The 12,082-nt window shown below is 55.5% G+C and carries 25 protein-coding genes and 1 pseudogene; all 26 read right to left on the bottom strand.

Annotated features, from left to right (window positions below):
• Nucleotides 1–88 (bottom strand): annotated as a pseudogene (locus A3714_RS18370) (30S ribosomal protein S11); the annotation flags it as partial.
• 35 nt (nt 89–123) lie between these two features.
• Nucleotides 124–480 carry a 30S ribosomal protein S13 gene (gene rpsM / locus A3714_RS16530; RefSeq protein ID WP_062817653.1) on the bottom strand — a complete coding sequence of 119 codons (357 nt, stop codon included), beginning with the start codon at nt 478–480 and terminating at the stop codon, nt 124–126.
• 116 nt (nt 481–596) lie between these two features.
• A complete protein-coding gene (rpmJ, locus tag A3714_RS16525; RefSeq protein WP_008928865.1) occupies nt 597–713 on the bottom strand; it encodes a 50S ribosomal protein L36 in 117 nt (38 codons plus the stop codon).
• Nucleotides 714–730: 17 nt separating this feature from the next.
• Nucleotides 731–2,113: a preprotein translocase subunit SecY gene (gene secY, locus A3714_RS16520; protein ID WP_062817654.1), complete on the bottom strand. Its 1,383-nt coding sequence runs from the start codon at nt 2,111–2,113 to the stop codon at nt 731–733.
• An 11-nt stretch (nt 2,114–2,124) separates the two neighbouring features.
• Complete coding sequence (gene rplO / locus A3714_RS16515; protein WP_035249946.1) at nt 2,125–2,559, bottom strand: 50S ribosomal protein L15; 435 nt, start codon at nt 2,557–2,559, stop codon at nt 2,125–2,127.
• A 3-nt stretch (nt 2,560–2,562) separates the two neighbouring features.
• A complete protein-coding gene (gene rpmD, locus A3714_RS16510) occupies nt 2,563–2,745 on the bottom strand; it encodes a 50S ribosomal protein L30 (protein WP_062817655.1) in 183 nt (60 codons plus the stop codon).
• A 23-nt stretch (nt 2,746–2,768) separates the two neighbouring features.
• Entirely contained in the window at nt 2,769–3,266 is a 498-nt protein-coding gene (rpsE, locus tag A3714_RS16505) for a 30S ribosomal protein S5 (protein WP_035249941.1), read from the bottom strand.
• Between the two features lie 12 nt (nt 3,267–3,278).
• Nucleotides 3,279–3,629: a 50S ribosomal protein L18 gene (gene rplR / locus A3714_RS16500; RefSeq protein ID WP_062817656.1), complete on the bottom strand. Its 351-nt coding sequence runs from the start codon at nt 3,627–3,629 to the stop codon at nt 3,279–3,281.
• 17 nt (nt 3,630–3,646) lie between these two features.
• Nucleotides 3,647–4,180, bottom strand: coding sequence for a 50S ribosomal protein L6 (rplF, locus tag A3714_RS16495; RefSeq protein WP_062817657.1), 534 nt, complete (start codon nt 4,178–4,180; stop codon nt 3,647–3,649).
• 31 nt (nt 4,181–4,211) lie between these two features.
• Complete coding sequence (gene rpsH / locus A3714_RS16490) at nt 4,212–4,604, bottom strand: 30S ribosomal protein S8 (protein ID WP_062817658.1); 393 nt, start codon at nt 4,602–4,604, stop codon at nt 4,212–4,214.
• Between the two features lie 26 nt (nt 4,605–4,630).
• Nucleotides 4,631–4,936 (bottom strand): 30S ribosomal protein S14, encoded by a 306-nt coding sequence (rpsN, locus tag A3714_RS16485; protein ID WP_062817659.1) that lies wholly within the window; start codon nt 4,934–4,936, stop codon nt 4,631–4,633.
• Nucleotides 4,937–4,947: 11 nt separating this feature from the next.
• Entirely contained in the window at nt 4,948–5,487 is a 540-nt protein-coding gene (gene rplE, locus A3714_RS16480; protein ID WP_062817660.1) for a 50S ribosomal protein L5, read from the bottom strand.
• 12 nt (nt 5,488–5,499) lie between these two features.
• On the bottom strand, nt 5,500–5,808 hold the full coding sequence (gene rplX, locus A3714_RS16475) for a 50S ribosomal protein L24 (protein WP_062817661.1): 309 nt from the start codon (nt 5,806–5,808) through the stop codon (nt 5,500–5,502).
• A gap of 15 nt (nt 5,809–5,823) precedes the next feature.
• Nucleotides 5,824–6,192: a 50S ribosomal protein L14 gene (gene rplN / locus A3714_RS16470; protein WP_022986486.1), complete on the bottom strand. Its 369-nt coding sequence runs from the start codon at nt 6,190–6,192 to the stop codon at nt 5,824–5,826.
• A 50-nt stretch (nt 6,193–6,242) separates the two neighbouring features.
• On the bottom strand, nt 6,243–6,509 hold the full coding sequence (gene rpsQ, locus A3714_RS16465; protein WP_035249932.1) for a 30S ribosomal protein S17: 267 nt from the start codon (nt 6,507–6,509) through the stop codon (nt 6,243–6,245).
• Between the two features lie 2 nt (nt 6,510–6,511).
• The gene (gene rpmC, locus A3714_RS16460) at nt 6,512–6,703 is read right to left on the bottom strand and encodes a 50S ribosomal protein L29 (protein ID WP_062817662.1); all 192 of its coding nucleotides are present in this window, start codon (nt 6,701–6,703) and stop codon (nt 6,512–6,514) included.
• 3 nt (nt 6,704–6,706) lie between these two features.
• Complete coding sequence (rplP, locus tag A3714_RS16455) at nt 6,707–7,120, bottom strand: 50S ribosomal protein L16 (protein WP_035249931.1); 414 nt, start codon at nt 7,118–7,120, stop codon at nt 6,707–6,709.
• Between the two features lie 13 nt (nt 7,121–7,133).
• Nucleotides 7,134–7,832, bottom strand: a complete 699-nt coding sequence (gene rpsC, locus A3714_RS16450; RefSeq protein ID WP_062817663.1) for a 30S ribosomal protein S3 — start codon at nt 7,830–7,832, stop codon at nt 7,134–7,136.
• A 4-nt stretch (nt 7,833–7,836) separates the two neighbouring features.
• Nucleotides 7,837–8,181, bottom strand: a complete 345-nt coding sequence (rplV, locus tag A3714_RS16445) for a 50S ribosomal protein L22 (RefSeq protein ID WP_062817664.1) — start codon at nt 8,179–8,181, stop codon at nt 7,837–7,839.
• A 10-nt stretch (nt 8,182–8,191) separates the two neighbouring features.
• Complete coding sequence (gene rpsS / locus A3714_RS16440) at nt 8,192–8,467, bottom strand: 30S ribosomal protein S19 (protein WP_035249928.1); 276 nt, start codon at nt 8,465–8,467, stop codon at nt 8,192–8,194.
• A gap of 22 nt (nt 8,468–8,489) precedes the next feature.
• Nucleotides 8,490–9,314, bottom strand: a complete 825-nt coding sequence (gene rplB / locus A3714_RS16435) for a 50S ribosomal protein L2 (protein WP_062817665.1) — start codon at nt 9,312–9,314, stop codon at nt 8,490–8,492.
• 18 nt (nt 9,315–9,332) lie between these two features.
• The gene (gene rplW, locus A3714_RS16430) at nt 9,333–9,629 is read right to left on the bottom strand and encodes a 50S ribosomal protein L23 (RefSeq protein ID WP_062817666.1); all 297 of its coding nucleotides are present in this window, start codon (nt 9,627–9,629) and stop codon (nt 9,333–9,335) included.
• The gene (gene rplD / locus A3714_RS16425) at nt 9,626–10,228 is read right to left on the bottom strand and encodes a 50S ribosomal protein L4 (RefSeq protein WP_062817667.1); all 603 of its coding nucleotides are present in this window, start codon (nt 10,226–10,228) and stop codon (nt 9,626–9,628) included. The genes rplW and rplD overlap by 4 nt, the downstream gene beginning before the upstream one ends.
• A gap of 14 nt (nt 10,229–10,242) precedes the next feature.
• Nucleotides 10,243–10,878 carry a 50S ribosomal protein L3 gene (rplC, locus tag A3714_RS16420; RefSeq protein WP_035249924.1) on the bottom strand — a complete coding sequence of 212 codons (636 nt, stop codon included), beginning with the start codon at nt 10,876–10,878 and terminating at the stop codon, nt 10,243–10,245.
• A gap of 43 nt (nt 10,879–10,921) precedes the next feature.
• Complete coding sequence (rpsJ, locus tag A3714_RS16415; RefSeq protein ID WP_022986497.1) at nt 10,922–11,233, bottom strand: 30S ribosomal protein S10; 312 nt, start codon at nt 11,231–11,233, stop codon at nt 10,922–10,924.
• A gap of 352 nt (nt 11,234–11,585) precedes the next feature.
• A partial coding sequence (locus A3714_RS16410; RefSeq protein WP_255362640.1) for an EF-Tu/IF-2/RF-3 family GTPase occupies nt 11,586–12,082 on the bottom strand: 497 nt, incomplete at its 5' end.

The following is a 12,082-nucleotide window of genomic DNA, read 5'->3' as shown; positions in this document are numbered from 1 at the left end:
AGGATGCGTGCACGTGGGCGATACCGTCTGCAACGGTACGCGTTACCTTCTTACGACGTGCGCCACTATCTTTCTTTGACTTAGCCATAATGCCTATCCAAATCCAGCCGCTGACGTTTCAGCTTATTTGCGAATCGGTTTACGCGGACCTTTACGGGTCCGAGCATTGGTCTTGGTACGCTGGCCACGCAGTGGCAAGCCGCGACGATGACGAATACCACGGTAGCAACCGAGGTCCATCAGACGCTTGATGTTCATGGTGATTTCCCGGCGCAGGTCACCTTCAGTAGACAACTTGGCTACCTCGCCACGAATGACGTCAAGTTGTTCACCGCTCAGATCACGAACTTTCGCGGTCTGATCAATACCGGCCGCGGTGCAGATTTGAGCTGCACGGGTACGACCGATCCCGAAGATGTAGGTGAGAGAGATCACCGTGTGCTTATTTTCCGGGATGTTAACGCCTGCAATACGGGCCATCCGAATATCTCCGATTCACAAAACGGGTGGCGCCAGGCTCTGAGGCGCCGAAAGGCGGCAGAGTCTAGCGCTACACCGACTGAATTTCAACCAAACACTTAAAAGAAGACGTAACCTTAACCTTGGCGCTGCTTGTGCCGGGGTTCGGCACTGCAGATCACCATGACGCGACCCTTACGACGGATCACTTTGCAGTTTCGGCAGATCTTCTTCACAGAAGCCTGAACTTTCATCGCACTCGCCTCGTTCGTTAACGCACCAGACCGGTGCCACCATACCCTTTCAGGTTGGATTTCTTCATCAACTTCTCGTACTGGGTGGACGTCAGGTGCGAATTAACCTGCGACCAGAAGTCCATCACCACCACCACTACAATCAGCAGAGAGGTGCCGCCCAGATAGAAGGGCACGTTGGCAACTGCCTGCAGACCCAGTGGCAACAAGCACACCAGCGTCATATATACCGAACCGATCAGGGTCAAACGGCCCATCACTGTGTCGATATAGCGAGCAGATTGCTCGCCCGGGCGAATGCCCGGAATATATGCGCCGGATTTCTTCAGGTTGTCAGCGACATCCTTCGGATTGAACACCAGCGCAGTATAAAAGTAGCAGAAGAACACGATTGCCAGGGTAAACAGCAGAATATACAGCGGAGTCCCGGGCAGCAGAGCATCACTCACGTTTCTCAGTGCCTGGCCCCACCAGGAATCCGGATTGGAATCACTGAACCACTGGGTCAGCGACGCCGGAAACAGCAGAATGGAGCTGGCAAAGATAGCCGGAATAACACCTGCCATGTTCACCTTCAGCGGCAGATGACTCTGCTGCGCTGCATACACACGACGTCCCTGCTGACGACGCGCATAGTTCACCGTAATACGGCGCTGTCCGCGCTCCATGAAGACCACACCGAAAATCACGGCGAGAGCCACCAGGAACACAAACAACATCATGATCAGGCTCAGGTCACCAGTACGGGCAGACTCGAAAGTCTGCGCAATGGCGCCAGGCAGGCCTGCCACAATGGATGCGAAGATCAGCATGGAAATACCATTACCAATGCCCCGCTCGGTAATCTGCTCACCCAGCCACATCAGGAACACGGTACCGGTCAGCAGGGTGGTTACCGCCACAAAATAGAAGCTGGCAACCTGCATGGTGCTGGCCGTTTCCGGCAGCAGCGTAATGCCCTGGCTGTTCAGTCCGGCTACCATGCCGAAAGACTGGATGCCACCCAGTAAAACCGTCAGATAACGGGTGTACTGGGTAATCTTGCGTCGACCCTGTTCACCTTCCTTGCGGAGCTGCTCCAGGGTAGGCACCACTGCCGTCATCAGCTGAATCACGATGCTGGCAGTAATGTAGGGCATAATGCCCAGCGCAAAGATACTCATGCGCTCCAGGGAACCCCCGGAGAACATGTTGAAGAGACCAAGAATGGTGTCCCGGTTGTTGTTGAACATCTGTTGCAACGCTTCCGGGTTCATGCCCGGGACCGGGATATGTGCCCCGATCCGGAACACCACCAGGGCGCCCAACAGAAAACCGATTCTCCGCCACAGCTCACGCATTGCACTGCTATCAGCCTTGGGCGGACCACCATTCAATGTCTGAGCGCGATTCTTCGCCATAAAGCGCTGCCTTATTCTTCGACTTTACCGCCAGCTTTCTCGACCGCTTCGCGGGCGCCTTTGCTGATCGCTACGCCACGAATGGTTACTGCACGGTCGATTTCACCCTGCAGAACAATCTTGGCGCGCTTCATGTCACGACGCACAACATTGGCTGCTTTCAGGGCGGCCAGATCGATAACGTCGCCGTCAACTTTGGCAAGCTCAGCCAGGCGAACTTCGGCAGTGCCCATAGCCAGCTTGGACGTGAAACCGAACTTCGGCACACGACGCTGCAGCGGCATCTGACCACCTTCGAAACCGGGCTTCACGGTACCGCCGGAACGGGACTTCTGACCCTTGTGGCCGCGACCACCGGTCTTGCCCAGGCCGGAGCCGATACCACGACCTACGCGCTTGGCGTCCGGACGGGAACCTTCAGCGGGATGCAGATCATTCAGACGCATCACTTATTCTCCCTCTACCTGCACCAGATACGCGACCTTGTTGATCATGCCGCGAACTGCCGGGGTATCTTCAACTTCCACAGTGTGGCCGATGCGGCGCAGACCGAGACCGCGCACACAGGCCCTATGCTTTTCCAGCCGGCCGTTGATGCTCTTAACCAGCTTTACCTTGATCTTATCAGCCATCGTAACGATTCCGTTATCTGCGCTTAGTTCAGAATGTCTTCGACAGACTTGCCACGCTTGGCAGCCACAGACTCCGGAGACGCCATGGACTTCAGGCCGTTAAAAGTAGCCCGAACCACGTTTACCGGATTGGTGGAGCCATAGCACTTGGCCAGTACGTTCTGAACGCCTGCGACTTCCAGCACGGCACGCATGGCACCGCCGGCAATTACACCGGTACCGTCATCGGCCGGCTGCATGTACACCTTGGAGGCACCGTGACGAGCCTTCATCGGGTGCTGGATGGTGGTGCCGTTAAGCTCCACCTGAATCATGTTGCGGCGGGCAGCTTCCAGGGCTTTCTGGATAGCGGCAGGCACTTCACGGGCCTTACCACGACCAAAGCCGACTTTACCCTTGCCGTCACCCACTACGGTCAACGCGGTAAAACCGAAAATACGGCCGCCTTTAACTACCTTAGCAACCCGGTTTACCTGAACCAGCTTTTCCTGCAGACCTTCGTTGGGATCAACCTTCGCCATAACCAAGCACCCTTAGAATTCAAGACCGTTTTCACGCGCGGCATCCGCCAGCGCCTTAACACGGCCGTGATATTTGAAACCAGAACGGTCAAAGGCTACGCGCTCAATGCCCGCTTCCTTGGCACGCTGAGCGATCAGCTGGCCAACTTTCACCGCTGCGTCAGCATTACCTGTCGCATCAGCACGCAGATCTTTCTCGACCGTGCTTGCAGACGCCAGCACCTGGTCACCAGCCACAGAGATCACCTGCGCATAAATATGACGCGGGGTACGATGTACGCAGAGACGGACTTGGCCCAGCTCGCGGATCTTCAGGCGAGTGCGCTTGGCCCTGCGTAGACGTGAAACTTTTTTGTCTTTCATGGCATCAATCTCGACGATTATTTCTTCTTGGCTTCCTTACGGCGCACTTGCTCATCAGCATAGCGCACCCCTTTGCCCTTGTAGGGCTCAGGCGGACGGAAGGCCCGAACATTGGCAGCAACCTGACCAACCAGCTGCTTATCAATGCCTTTAATGACAATTTCGGTCTGGCTCGGGGTTTCAACGGTAATCCCTTCAGGCAGCTCGAAAGCTACCGGGTGGGAGAAACCGAGGGTCAGGTTCAGTACCTTGCCCTGAGCCTGCGCGCGATAACCCACGCCGAGGAGCTGAAGCTTGCGCTCGAACCCTTCGGCAACGCCAGTCACCATGTTATTCAGCAGAGCCCGAGAGGTCCCGGCCAGTGCCCATGCCTTCTGGGAATCATCGTGCGGCTTCACTGATACCACACCGTCTTCCAGGGACACGGCTACCAGCTCGTGAACTTCGTGCTCCAGGCTGCCCTTGCCACCTTTAACGGTGACTTTCTGGCCGTCGACTTTGACTTCGACGCCCTTCGGCAGATTTACCGGACTTTTAGCTACTCTAGACATTGCTGCACCTAACCCGTCTACGCCACTTCTGTTAGGACACTTCGCAGATCAGCTCGCCACCAACATTGGCTTTGCGCGCTGCGCGGTCAGAAATAATGCCCTGATTGGTGGATACGATCATGATACCCAGGCCGCCTTTGACCTTGGGAATCTCACCCGCGGCCTTGTAGACCCGCAGACCAGGACGACTTACCCGTTTGATCGTGTCAATCACCGGGTTGCCTTCGAAATACTTAAGCTCAACCGTCATTACCGGTTTCTTGTCATCACTGATCTTGTAATCAGCAATGAAGCCCTCTTCCTTCAGTACTTTGGCTACAGCTTCCTTTGCCTTGGAGGCAGGAATCTCGACCTGTACTTTCTCGGCCATCTGGGCGTTACGAATACGAGTTAACATATCCGCCATGGTATCTTGCATGCTCATGCCGCAATCGCTCCGCTTAACTTTGCTTACCAGCTGGACTTAACCAGACCGGGAACATCACCGCGCATCGCTGCTTCACGCAGCTTGATCCGGCTCAGGCCGAACTTGCGGTAGTAGCCGTGCGGACGACCGGTGATACGGCAGCGGTTACGCTGACGAACCGGGGAAGAATCGCGCGGCAATTTTTGCAGCTGAAGCTGAGCATCCCACTTCGCTTCAGGTTCTGCATTGGGATCCTGGATAATCGCCTTAAGCGCTGCACGCTTGGCGGCAAAACGCTTAACCAGCTTAGCGCGTTTTGCTTCCCGGTTTTTCATGGATTCTTTAGCCATGATAAATCCTCTTAGCCCTTCAGCGGGAAGTTGAAGGCGCGCAGCAGCGCCCGTGCTTGGTCGTCGTTCTTCGCTGTGGTGGTGATGGTAATATCCAGACCACGCAGCTTGTCGACTTTGTCGAAATCGATTTCCGGGAAAACGATCTGCTCACGCAGACCCATGGAATAGTTACCACGCCCGTCAAAGGATTTCGGATTCAGACCACGGAAGTCGCGAATTCGCGGAATGGCAATGGAAACCAGGCGCTCGAGAAATTCATACATACGCTCGCCACGCAGGGTTACCTTGCAGCCAATCGGCCAACCTTCACGAATCTTGAAGCCTGCAACAGACTTCCGCGCGTTGGTTACCAGGGGCTTCTGACCGGAAATCGCAGTCATGTCCGCCAGGGCACCATCCATCGCCTTACGATCCTGGGAGGCCTCACCAACACCCATGTTCAGGGTGATCTTGGTGATCTTTGGCACTTCCATGATATTACCGAGACCAAGCTCGTCTTTCAGCTTGGGCACGATCTCGTCTTGATAAATCTTTTTCAGATCACTCATGGGTCACCTAACCTACAGCGTTTCGCCGTTGGACTTGAAGAAACGCACTTTCTTGCCGTCTTCAAAACGGAAGCCCACACGATCCGCTTTCTGCGTCTTGGGGTTCCAGATGGCAACGTTGGAAGCGTTAAGCGATGCTTCCTGTTCTACGATGCCGCCTTGAGTACCACGGTTAGGATTGGCCTTAACATGTTTCTTGACCATGTTGACGCCAGCAACGATGAGACGACCATTGTCCAGAACCTGCCGAACAGAGCCGCGCTTACCTTTGTCCTTTCCCGCAATTACGATGACTTCGTCATCACGCTTAATCTTGAGCATTACCTTCACCCGCCTTTACAGAACTTCAGGTGCCAGGGAGATGATCTTCATGAACTGCTCGGTACGCAGCTCCCGCGTTACCGGGCCGAAGATCCGGGTACCGATCGGTGCCTTGTTGTTGTTCAACAGCACCGCGGCGTTTTCGTCGAAACGAATCAGTGAACCGTCTGGACGGCGCACACCCTTACGGGTACGCACAACCACAGCGGTCATTACATCACCTTTCTTAACACGGCCGCGCGGAATTGCTTCCTTCACTGTGACCTTGATGATGTCACCAATGCCTGCATAGCGGCGGTGAGAACCACCCAGCACTTTGATGCACTGTACCCGACGGGCGCCACTGTTATCGGCGACTTCGAGCATGCTTTCGGTCTGAATCATCGCTAAATCTCTCCAACTCTGCCTTTACAGGCAGCCACAGCAACGGTCCGTCAGGCTTCGTTCGCCTGTTCAACTACGTTTACCAGCATCCAGGTCTTGCGCTTGGACAGCGGCCGGCACTCCTCAATGGTGACCAGGTCACCTTCACGACATGTATTCTCTTCATCGTGCGCCATCAGTTTCGTGGAACGCTTGATGATCTTGCCGTAAATCGGGTGCTGGACCCGGCGCTCTACCAACACAGTGATAGTTTTGTCACCTTTGTTAGAGATGACTTTGCCGGTAGCGGTCCGGCGCATTGTATTCGCCTCTGCCATGACTAGTTACCCTGCTTCTCTCTCAGAATGGTCTTAACGCGCGCAATATTGCGGCGAACCTTCCCAAGCTCATGGGTTTTAGAAATCTGACCGGACGCGCTCTTCATACGCAGCTTGAATTGTTCCTCAAGCAGCTCGATTTGCGTCTGCTGCAGCTCTTCGACACTCTTTTCTTTCAGCTCGCTCGCTTTCATGGCTTACATCACCGTCCGAGTCACGACACGGGTGCTTACCGGCAGCTTGGCCGCGGCCAGACGGAACGCTTCACGCGCAACGTCTTCTGACACACCTTCCATTTCGTAAAGCATCTTGCCCGGTTGAATCTGGGCAACCCAATACTCTACAGAACCCTTACCTTTACCCATCCGCACTTCAAGAGGCTTCTTGGTAATCGGCTTGTCCGGGAAAACCCGGATCCAAATTTTACCACCACGCTTGATGTGGCGGGTCATTGCACGACGGGCCGCTTCGATCTGGCGCGCAGTAATACGGCCACGACCGGTCGCTTGCAGACCAATGGTGCCAAAAGACACCTTGCTGCCCCGCTGTGCCAGGCCGCGGTTACGGCCCTTCATCACTTTCCGGAATTTGGTACGCTTCGGCTGCAACATCGTTCGTTACCCTTTAACCGCGGCCGCGCTTCTTCGCGCCCTTGGACTGCTTCTGCTGCTCTTCCTGCTGAACCTGCTCCATGCCACCAAGCACTTCGCCACGGAAGATCCACACCTTGATACCGATGGTGCCGTAAGTGGTTTCAGCACGTACGCTTGCGTAATCGATGTCGGCACGCAAAGTATGCAGAGGCACTCGGCCCTCGCGGTACCATTCGGTACGCGCAATTTCTGCACCACCCAGACGACCGGACAGCTGAATCTTGATACCTTCAGCACCGGACTTCATGGCGTTCTGAACCGCACGCTTCATGGCGCGACGGAACATCACACGGCGCTCCAGCTGACCGGCAACATTGTCGCCTACCAGACGCGCATCCAGGTCGGGCTTGCGCACTTCCTCGATGTTGATATGAACCGGCACACCCATCTGAGCGGCAACATCACGACGCAGACGCTCAACGTCTTCGCCTTTTTTGCCGATCACGATGCCCGGACGCGCAGTAGCAATAGTGATGCGCACGTTCTCTGACGGACGCTCAATCTTGATACGGCTCACCGACGCGTTCTTCAAACGCTTGAACAGGAACTCACGTACCTGCAGGTCGGTAACCAGGCAGTCTGAGTAAGACTTCGGTCCGGCATACCAGAGCGAGTTGTGCTCTTTGACAATGCCAAGGCGAATACCGACCGGATGAACTTTCTGACCCATCTGGTTACTCCTGACCTTCTGAGACTTTCACAGTAATGTGGCAAGTACGCTTGAGGATTCGGTCAGCGCGGCCTTTGGCGCGCGGACGAATACGCTTCATGGTCATGCCTTCATCCACGTAAACCGTGGACACCTTCAGCTCATCAACGTCAGCGCCGTCGTTGTTTTCCGCATTTGCAATCGCGGACTCCAGCACTTTCTTAACGATTTTTGCCGCCTTCTTCGGGCTGAATTCCAGAAGATTCAGCGCCTTCTCGACTTCCAGGCCTCGGACCTGGTCCGCTACGAGGCGGGCTTTCTGAGCCGAAATTCTTGCGCCGCGCAGACGGGCTGCAACTTCAGTAGCCATGGCTGTCACCTTATCGCTTAGCCTTTTTGTCCACGATATGCCCGCGGTAAGTGCGGGTCAGGGCGAACTCGCCCAACTTGTGGCCCACCATGTGCTCGGTAACCATTACCGGGACATGCTGTTTGCCGTTATGCACAGCAATTGTCAGACCCACCATCTCCGGAACAATCATGGAGCGACGGGACCAGGTTTTAATCGGCTTACGGGAGCCGGCTTCCACCGCATCTTCCACCTTGCTGAGCAGGTGGTGATCCACAAAAGGACCTTTTTTCAGTGAACGTGGCACAGCCTGAACCTCTCTTTATCCCTTACTTACGACGGTCACGCACAATCATCTTGGAAGTGCGCTTGTTTGTACGGGTCTTGTGGCCCTTGGTCGGTACACCCCAGGGGGTTACCGGATGACGACCACCAGAAGAGCGCCCTTCACCACCACCATGTGGATGGTCGACCGGGTTCATCGCCGCACCGCGAACGGTGGGTCGAACACCCCGCCAGCGCGTTGCGCCCGCTTTACCCAGTGAGCGCAAACTATGCTCACTGTTGGATACTGAACCGATGGTCGCCTTGCAGTCGGCGTGAACCTTGCGCATCTCGCCGGAGCGCAGACGCAGGGTCACATACTGACCGTCTTTCGCCAGCACCTGCACGGAAGTCCCTGCAGAGCGGGCCAACTGACCACCTTTACCGGGCTTCATTTCCACGTTATGCACGGTGGAACCCAGCGGAATGTTACGCAGCGGCAGCGCGTTACCCAGCTTGATCGGCGCATCTTCGCCGGACTGGATACGGTCTTCCGCCTGCAGGCCTTTGGGGGCCAGAATATAACGACGCTCACCGTCCAGGTACTTGACCAGCGCAATGTGCGCGGAACGGTTCGGATCGTATTCCAGACGCTCAACAATGCCTACCACACCATCTTTGTTACGACGGAAGTCAATCAAACGGTATTTCTGCTTGTGACCACCACCTTTATGACGGGTAGTAATGCGACCATTGTTGTTACGACCACCGTTTTTGCTCTTGGCTTCCAACAGCGGCGCGTAGGGAGCACCTTTATGCAGTTCTTCGCTGACCACCTTGACTACAAAGCGGCGGCCCGGAGAAGTCGGCTTGCACTTTACAATCGCCATTATTCCTTACTCCCTTCCTTACTCTGCGCCCAGGAAGTCAATGTCCTGGCCTTCCTCTAGGGAAACGTAGGCCTTCTTCCAGTCAGCGCGCTTACCCGCAACGCGACCGAAGAATTTGGACTTGCCTTTCATGTTGGCGGTACGAACAGCCTTAACCTTCACTTCAAAAAGGGCTTCAACGGCCTTTTTGATTTCCAGCTTGTTCGCATCTTTAGCCACTTTAAACACGAAGGTGCCGTTCTGATCAGCAAGAATGGTTGCCTTCTCAGAGACGTGCGCAGCACGCAGCACTTTCAAAATACGTTCCTGGTTCATGCCAGTGCCTCCTCAAGCTTCTTCAGAGCCGGCACAGTAACGAGCACCTTCTCGAAAGCAATCAGGCTCACCGGATCCACGCCGTCAGCGTCACGAACGTCGACCTTGGGCAGGTTGCGCGAACCCAGATACAGGTTCTCGTCAACACTGTCGGTCACGATCAGGACGTTAGCCAGATCCAGCTCTTTCAGCTTGGCTGCAACAGCCTTGGTCTTGGGCTCGCCCACGGTGAATTCATCCACCACAACCAGGCGATCCTGACGAACCAGCTCAGACATGATGCACTGGAGCGCACCACGGTACATTTTACGGTTCACTTTCTGAGAGTGATCACGGTTTACCGCAGCAAATGTCTTGCCGCCGCCACGCCAGATCGGGCTACGGATCGTACCAGCACGGGCACGACCGGTGCCTTTTTGACGCCACGGCTTACGGCCACCACCACTCACATCAGAGCGGTTTTTCTGTGCCTTGGTACCTTGACGGGCACCAGCCAGAAACGCAGTCACAACCTGATGAACCAGAGGCTCGTTAAAGTCCTTGCCGAAGGCGACTTCGGAAACGGTAACGGTACCTCCAGAGGCAGTATTGAGATTCATCCTCTATTCCTCTTTCAGGCCTTCGCCTTCACTGCCAGACGCACGATCACATCACCACCGGTAGCACCGGGGACCGCACCTTTAACCAGCAACAGATTCTTTTCAGCATCTACGCGAACCACTTCCAGATTCTGGACAGTGACGCGCTCAGCACCCATATGGCCAGCCATCTTCTTGCCTTTGAATACGCGGCCCGGAGTCTGGTTCTGACCAATGGAACCCGGAGCACGATGAGACAAGGAGTTACCGTGGGTCATATCCTGGGTGCTGAAGTTCCAACGCTTCACGCCACCAGCAAAACCCTTACCTTTGGAAGTGCCGGTCACATCAATCATCTGACCCGCTTCAAATCCTTCGACGGTCACTTCAGAACCCGGCTGCAGCTCACCTGCCTCAGCACGGAATTCCCAAACACCACGGCCCGCTTCTACACCAGCTTTTGCGAAATGACCGGCTTGCGCCTTGGTCACGCGGCTGGCACGGCGCTCACCGACCGTTACTTGCACGGCCTGGTAGCCATCTGATTCTTCGGCCTTGAGCTGGGAGACCCGATTCGGGGTCACTTCGATGACAGTCACGGGAACACTGATACCTTCCTCAGTGAAGACCCGAGTCATCCCACATTTCCGACCGATCACACCAATCGCCATTGTTTACCTCTTCACAACCTGTCGCGGTAATACCCGCCCGTTGTTAACCCAGGCTGATCTGCACATCCACACCAGCAGCCAGATCCAGCTTCATCAGCGCATCCACGGTTTTATCCGTAGGCTCAACGATGTCCACCAGCCGCTTGTGGGTGCGGATCTCATACTGATCTCGCGCGTCTTTATTTACGTGCGGAGAGATCAGCACTGTAAAGCGTTCTTTACGCGTCGGCAGCGGGATAGGACCCGTCACTTGCGCGCCTGTCCGTTTAGCCGTATCCACGATCTCTTGGGCGGACTGATCAATCAGACGATGATCAAAGGCCTTGAGCCGGATGCGGATTCTTTGGTTAGCCATAGCTAACAAACTCCAGACTGTTTCGAACCATATTTATATGGCAAAAAGCCCACTTACCTGATCGCCAATGGATAGGTGAGTGGTGTCAAAACAAGCCCGGGAACAATGCCCCGGTTGGTACTGCTCGAAAGCAGGGCGCAGATAGTAGCCATTCCCCCCCGGCATTGCAAGGACCTTTTGACCCTAATCCGGGAAATCCGGCAAAAAAGTGAAAATAAAGTGCTTTCGCTCTTCAGACCCACCTTCTACCCGCCCCCGACACTGCGAGAGCACGCCGGCGCACGCCCCAAGGCCTGACACCAGCATCAAAAAGGGGGCCGCCAGGCGACCCCCTTTTCACACCCAGTAAGGATTACTCGGTGATTTTGGCTACCACACCGGCGCCAACGGTACGACCACCTTCGCGGATAGCGAAGCGCAGGCCGTCTTCCATGGCGATCGGCGCGATCAGCTCAACGTCCATCTGCACGTTGTCGCCCGGCATAACCATCTCGGTACCTTCCGGCAGGGTACATGCACCCGTTACGTCGGTGGTACGGAAGTAGAACTGCGGACGGTAGCCGTTGAAGAACGGGGTGTGACGACCACCTTCGTCCTTGCTCAGCACGTACACCTCAGCAATGAACTTGGTGTGCGGCTTGATGGAGCCCGGCTTGGCCAGTACCTGGCCACGCTCAACCTCATCACGCTTGGTACCACGCAGCAGAACACCAACGTTCTCGCCTGCACGACCTTCGTCCAGCAGCTTGCGGAACATTTCCACACCGGTACAGGTGGTCTTGGTGGTGTCGTGGATACCCACGATCTCGATTTCCTCGCCCACCTTGATGATGCCACGCTCTACACGGC

Source organism: Alcanivorax sp. HI0007, assembly GCF_001635525.1.
Lineage (GTDB): Bacteria > Pseudomonadota > Gammaproteobacteria > Pseudomonadales > Alcanivoracaceae > Alcanivorax.
Note: the sequence above shows the minus strand (reverse complement) of the source record. Positions and strands in the feature narration are given on the sequence as shown.

What these genes read in the sequence shown, in the direction of transcription:
- rplV (WP_062817664.1), bottom strand. Translation starts at nt 8,181, where the DNA reads ATGGCTACTGAAGTTGCAGCCCGTCTGCGCGGCGCAAGAATTTCGGCT.
- rplR (WP_062817656.1), bottom strand. Translation starts at nt 3,629, where the DNA reads ATGAAAGACAAAAAAGTTTCACGTCTACGCAGGGCCAAGCGCACTCGC.
- rpsQ (WP_035249932.1), bottom strand. Translation starts at nt 6,509, where the DNA reads ATGGCAGAGGCGAATACAATGCGCCGGACCGCTACCGGCAAAGTCATC.
- secY (WP_062817654.1), bottom strand. Translation starts at nt 2,113, where the DNA reads ATGGCGAAGAATCGCGCTCAGACATTGAATGGTGGTCCGCCCAAGGCT.
- rpsN (WP_062817659.1), bottom strand. Translation starts at nt 4,936, where the DNA reads ATGGCTAAAGAATCCATGAAAAACCGGGAAGCAAAACGCGCTAAGCTG.
- rpmD (WP_062817655.1), bottom strand. Translation starts at nt 2,745, where the DNA reads ATGGCTGATAAGATCAAGGTAAAGCTGGTTAAGAGCATCAACGGCCGG.
- rpsM (WP_062817653.1), bottom strand. Translation starts at nt 480, where the DNA reads ATGGCCCGTATTGCAGGCGTTAACATCCCGGAAAATAAGCACACGGTG.
- rpmC (WP_062817662.1), bottom strand. Translation starts at nt 6,703, where the DNA reads ATGAAAGCGAGCGAGCTGAAAGAAAAGAGTGTCGAAGAGCTGCAGCAG.
- rplW (WP_062817666.1), bottom strand. Translation starts at nt 9,629, where the DNA reads ATGAACCAGGAACGTATTTTGAAAGTGCTGCGTGCTGCGCACGTCTCT.
- rplC (WP_035249924.1), bottom strand. Translation starts at nt 10,878, where the DNA reads ATGGCGATTGGTGTGATCGGTCGGAAATGTGGGATGACTCGGGTCTTC.
- rpsJ (WP_022986497.1), bottom strand. Translation starts at nt 11,233, where the DNA reads ATGGCTAACCAAAGAATCCGCATCCGGCTCAAGGCCTTTGATCATCGT.
- rpsC (WP_062817663.1), bottom strand. Translation starts at nt 7,832, where the DNA reads ATGGGTCAGAAAGTTCATCCGGTCGGTATTCGCCTTGGCATTGTCAAA.
- rplB (WP_062817665.1), bottom strand. Translation starts at nt 9,314, where the DNA reads ATGGCGATTGTAAAGTGCAAGCCGACTTCTCCGGGCCGCCGCTTTGTA.
- rplX (WP_062817661.1), bottom strand. Translation starts at nt 5,808, where the DNA reads ATGCTCAAGATTAAGCGTGATGACGAAGTCATCGTAATTGCGGGAAAG.
- rplO (WP_035249946.1), bottom strand. Translation starts at nt 2,559, where the DNA reads ATGCGTCTGAATGATCTGCATCCCGCTGAAGGTTCCCGTCCGGACGCC.
- rpsH (WP_062817658.1), bottom strand. Translation starts at nt 4,604, where the DNA reads ATGAGCATGCAAGATACCATGGCGGATATGTTAACTCGTATTCGTAAC.
- rplF (WP_062817657.1), bottom strand. Translation starts at nt 4,180, where the DNA reads ATGTCTAGAGTAGCTAAAAGTCCGGTAAATCTGCCGAAGGGCGTCGAA.
- rpmJ (WP_008928865.1), bottom strand. Translation starts at nt 713, where the DNA reads ATGAAAGTTCAGGCTTCTGTGAAGAAGATCTGCCGAAACTGCAAAGTG.
- rplN (WP_022986486.1), bottom strand. Translation starts at nt 6,192, where the DNA reads ATGATTCAGACCGAAAGCATGCTCGAAGTCGCCGATAACAGTGGCGCC.
- rplD (WP_062817667.1), bottom strand. Translation starts at nt 10,228, where the DNA reads ATGAATCTCAATACTGCCTCTGGAGGTACCGTTACCGTTTCCGAAGTC.
- rplP (WP_035249931.1), bottom strand. Translation starts at nt 7,120, where the DNA reads ATGTTGCAGCCGAAGCGTACCAAATTCCGGAAAGTGATGAAGGGCCGT.
- rplE (WP_062817660.1), bottom strand. Translation starts at nt 5,487, where the DNA reads ATGAGTGATCTGAAAAAGATTTATCAAGACGAGATCGTGCCCAAGCTG.
- rpsE (WP_035249941.1), bottom strand. Translation starts at nt 3,266, where the DNA reads ATGGCGAAGGTTGATCCCAACGAAGGTCTGCAGGAAAAGCTGGTTCAG.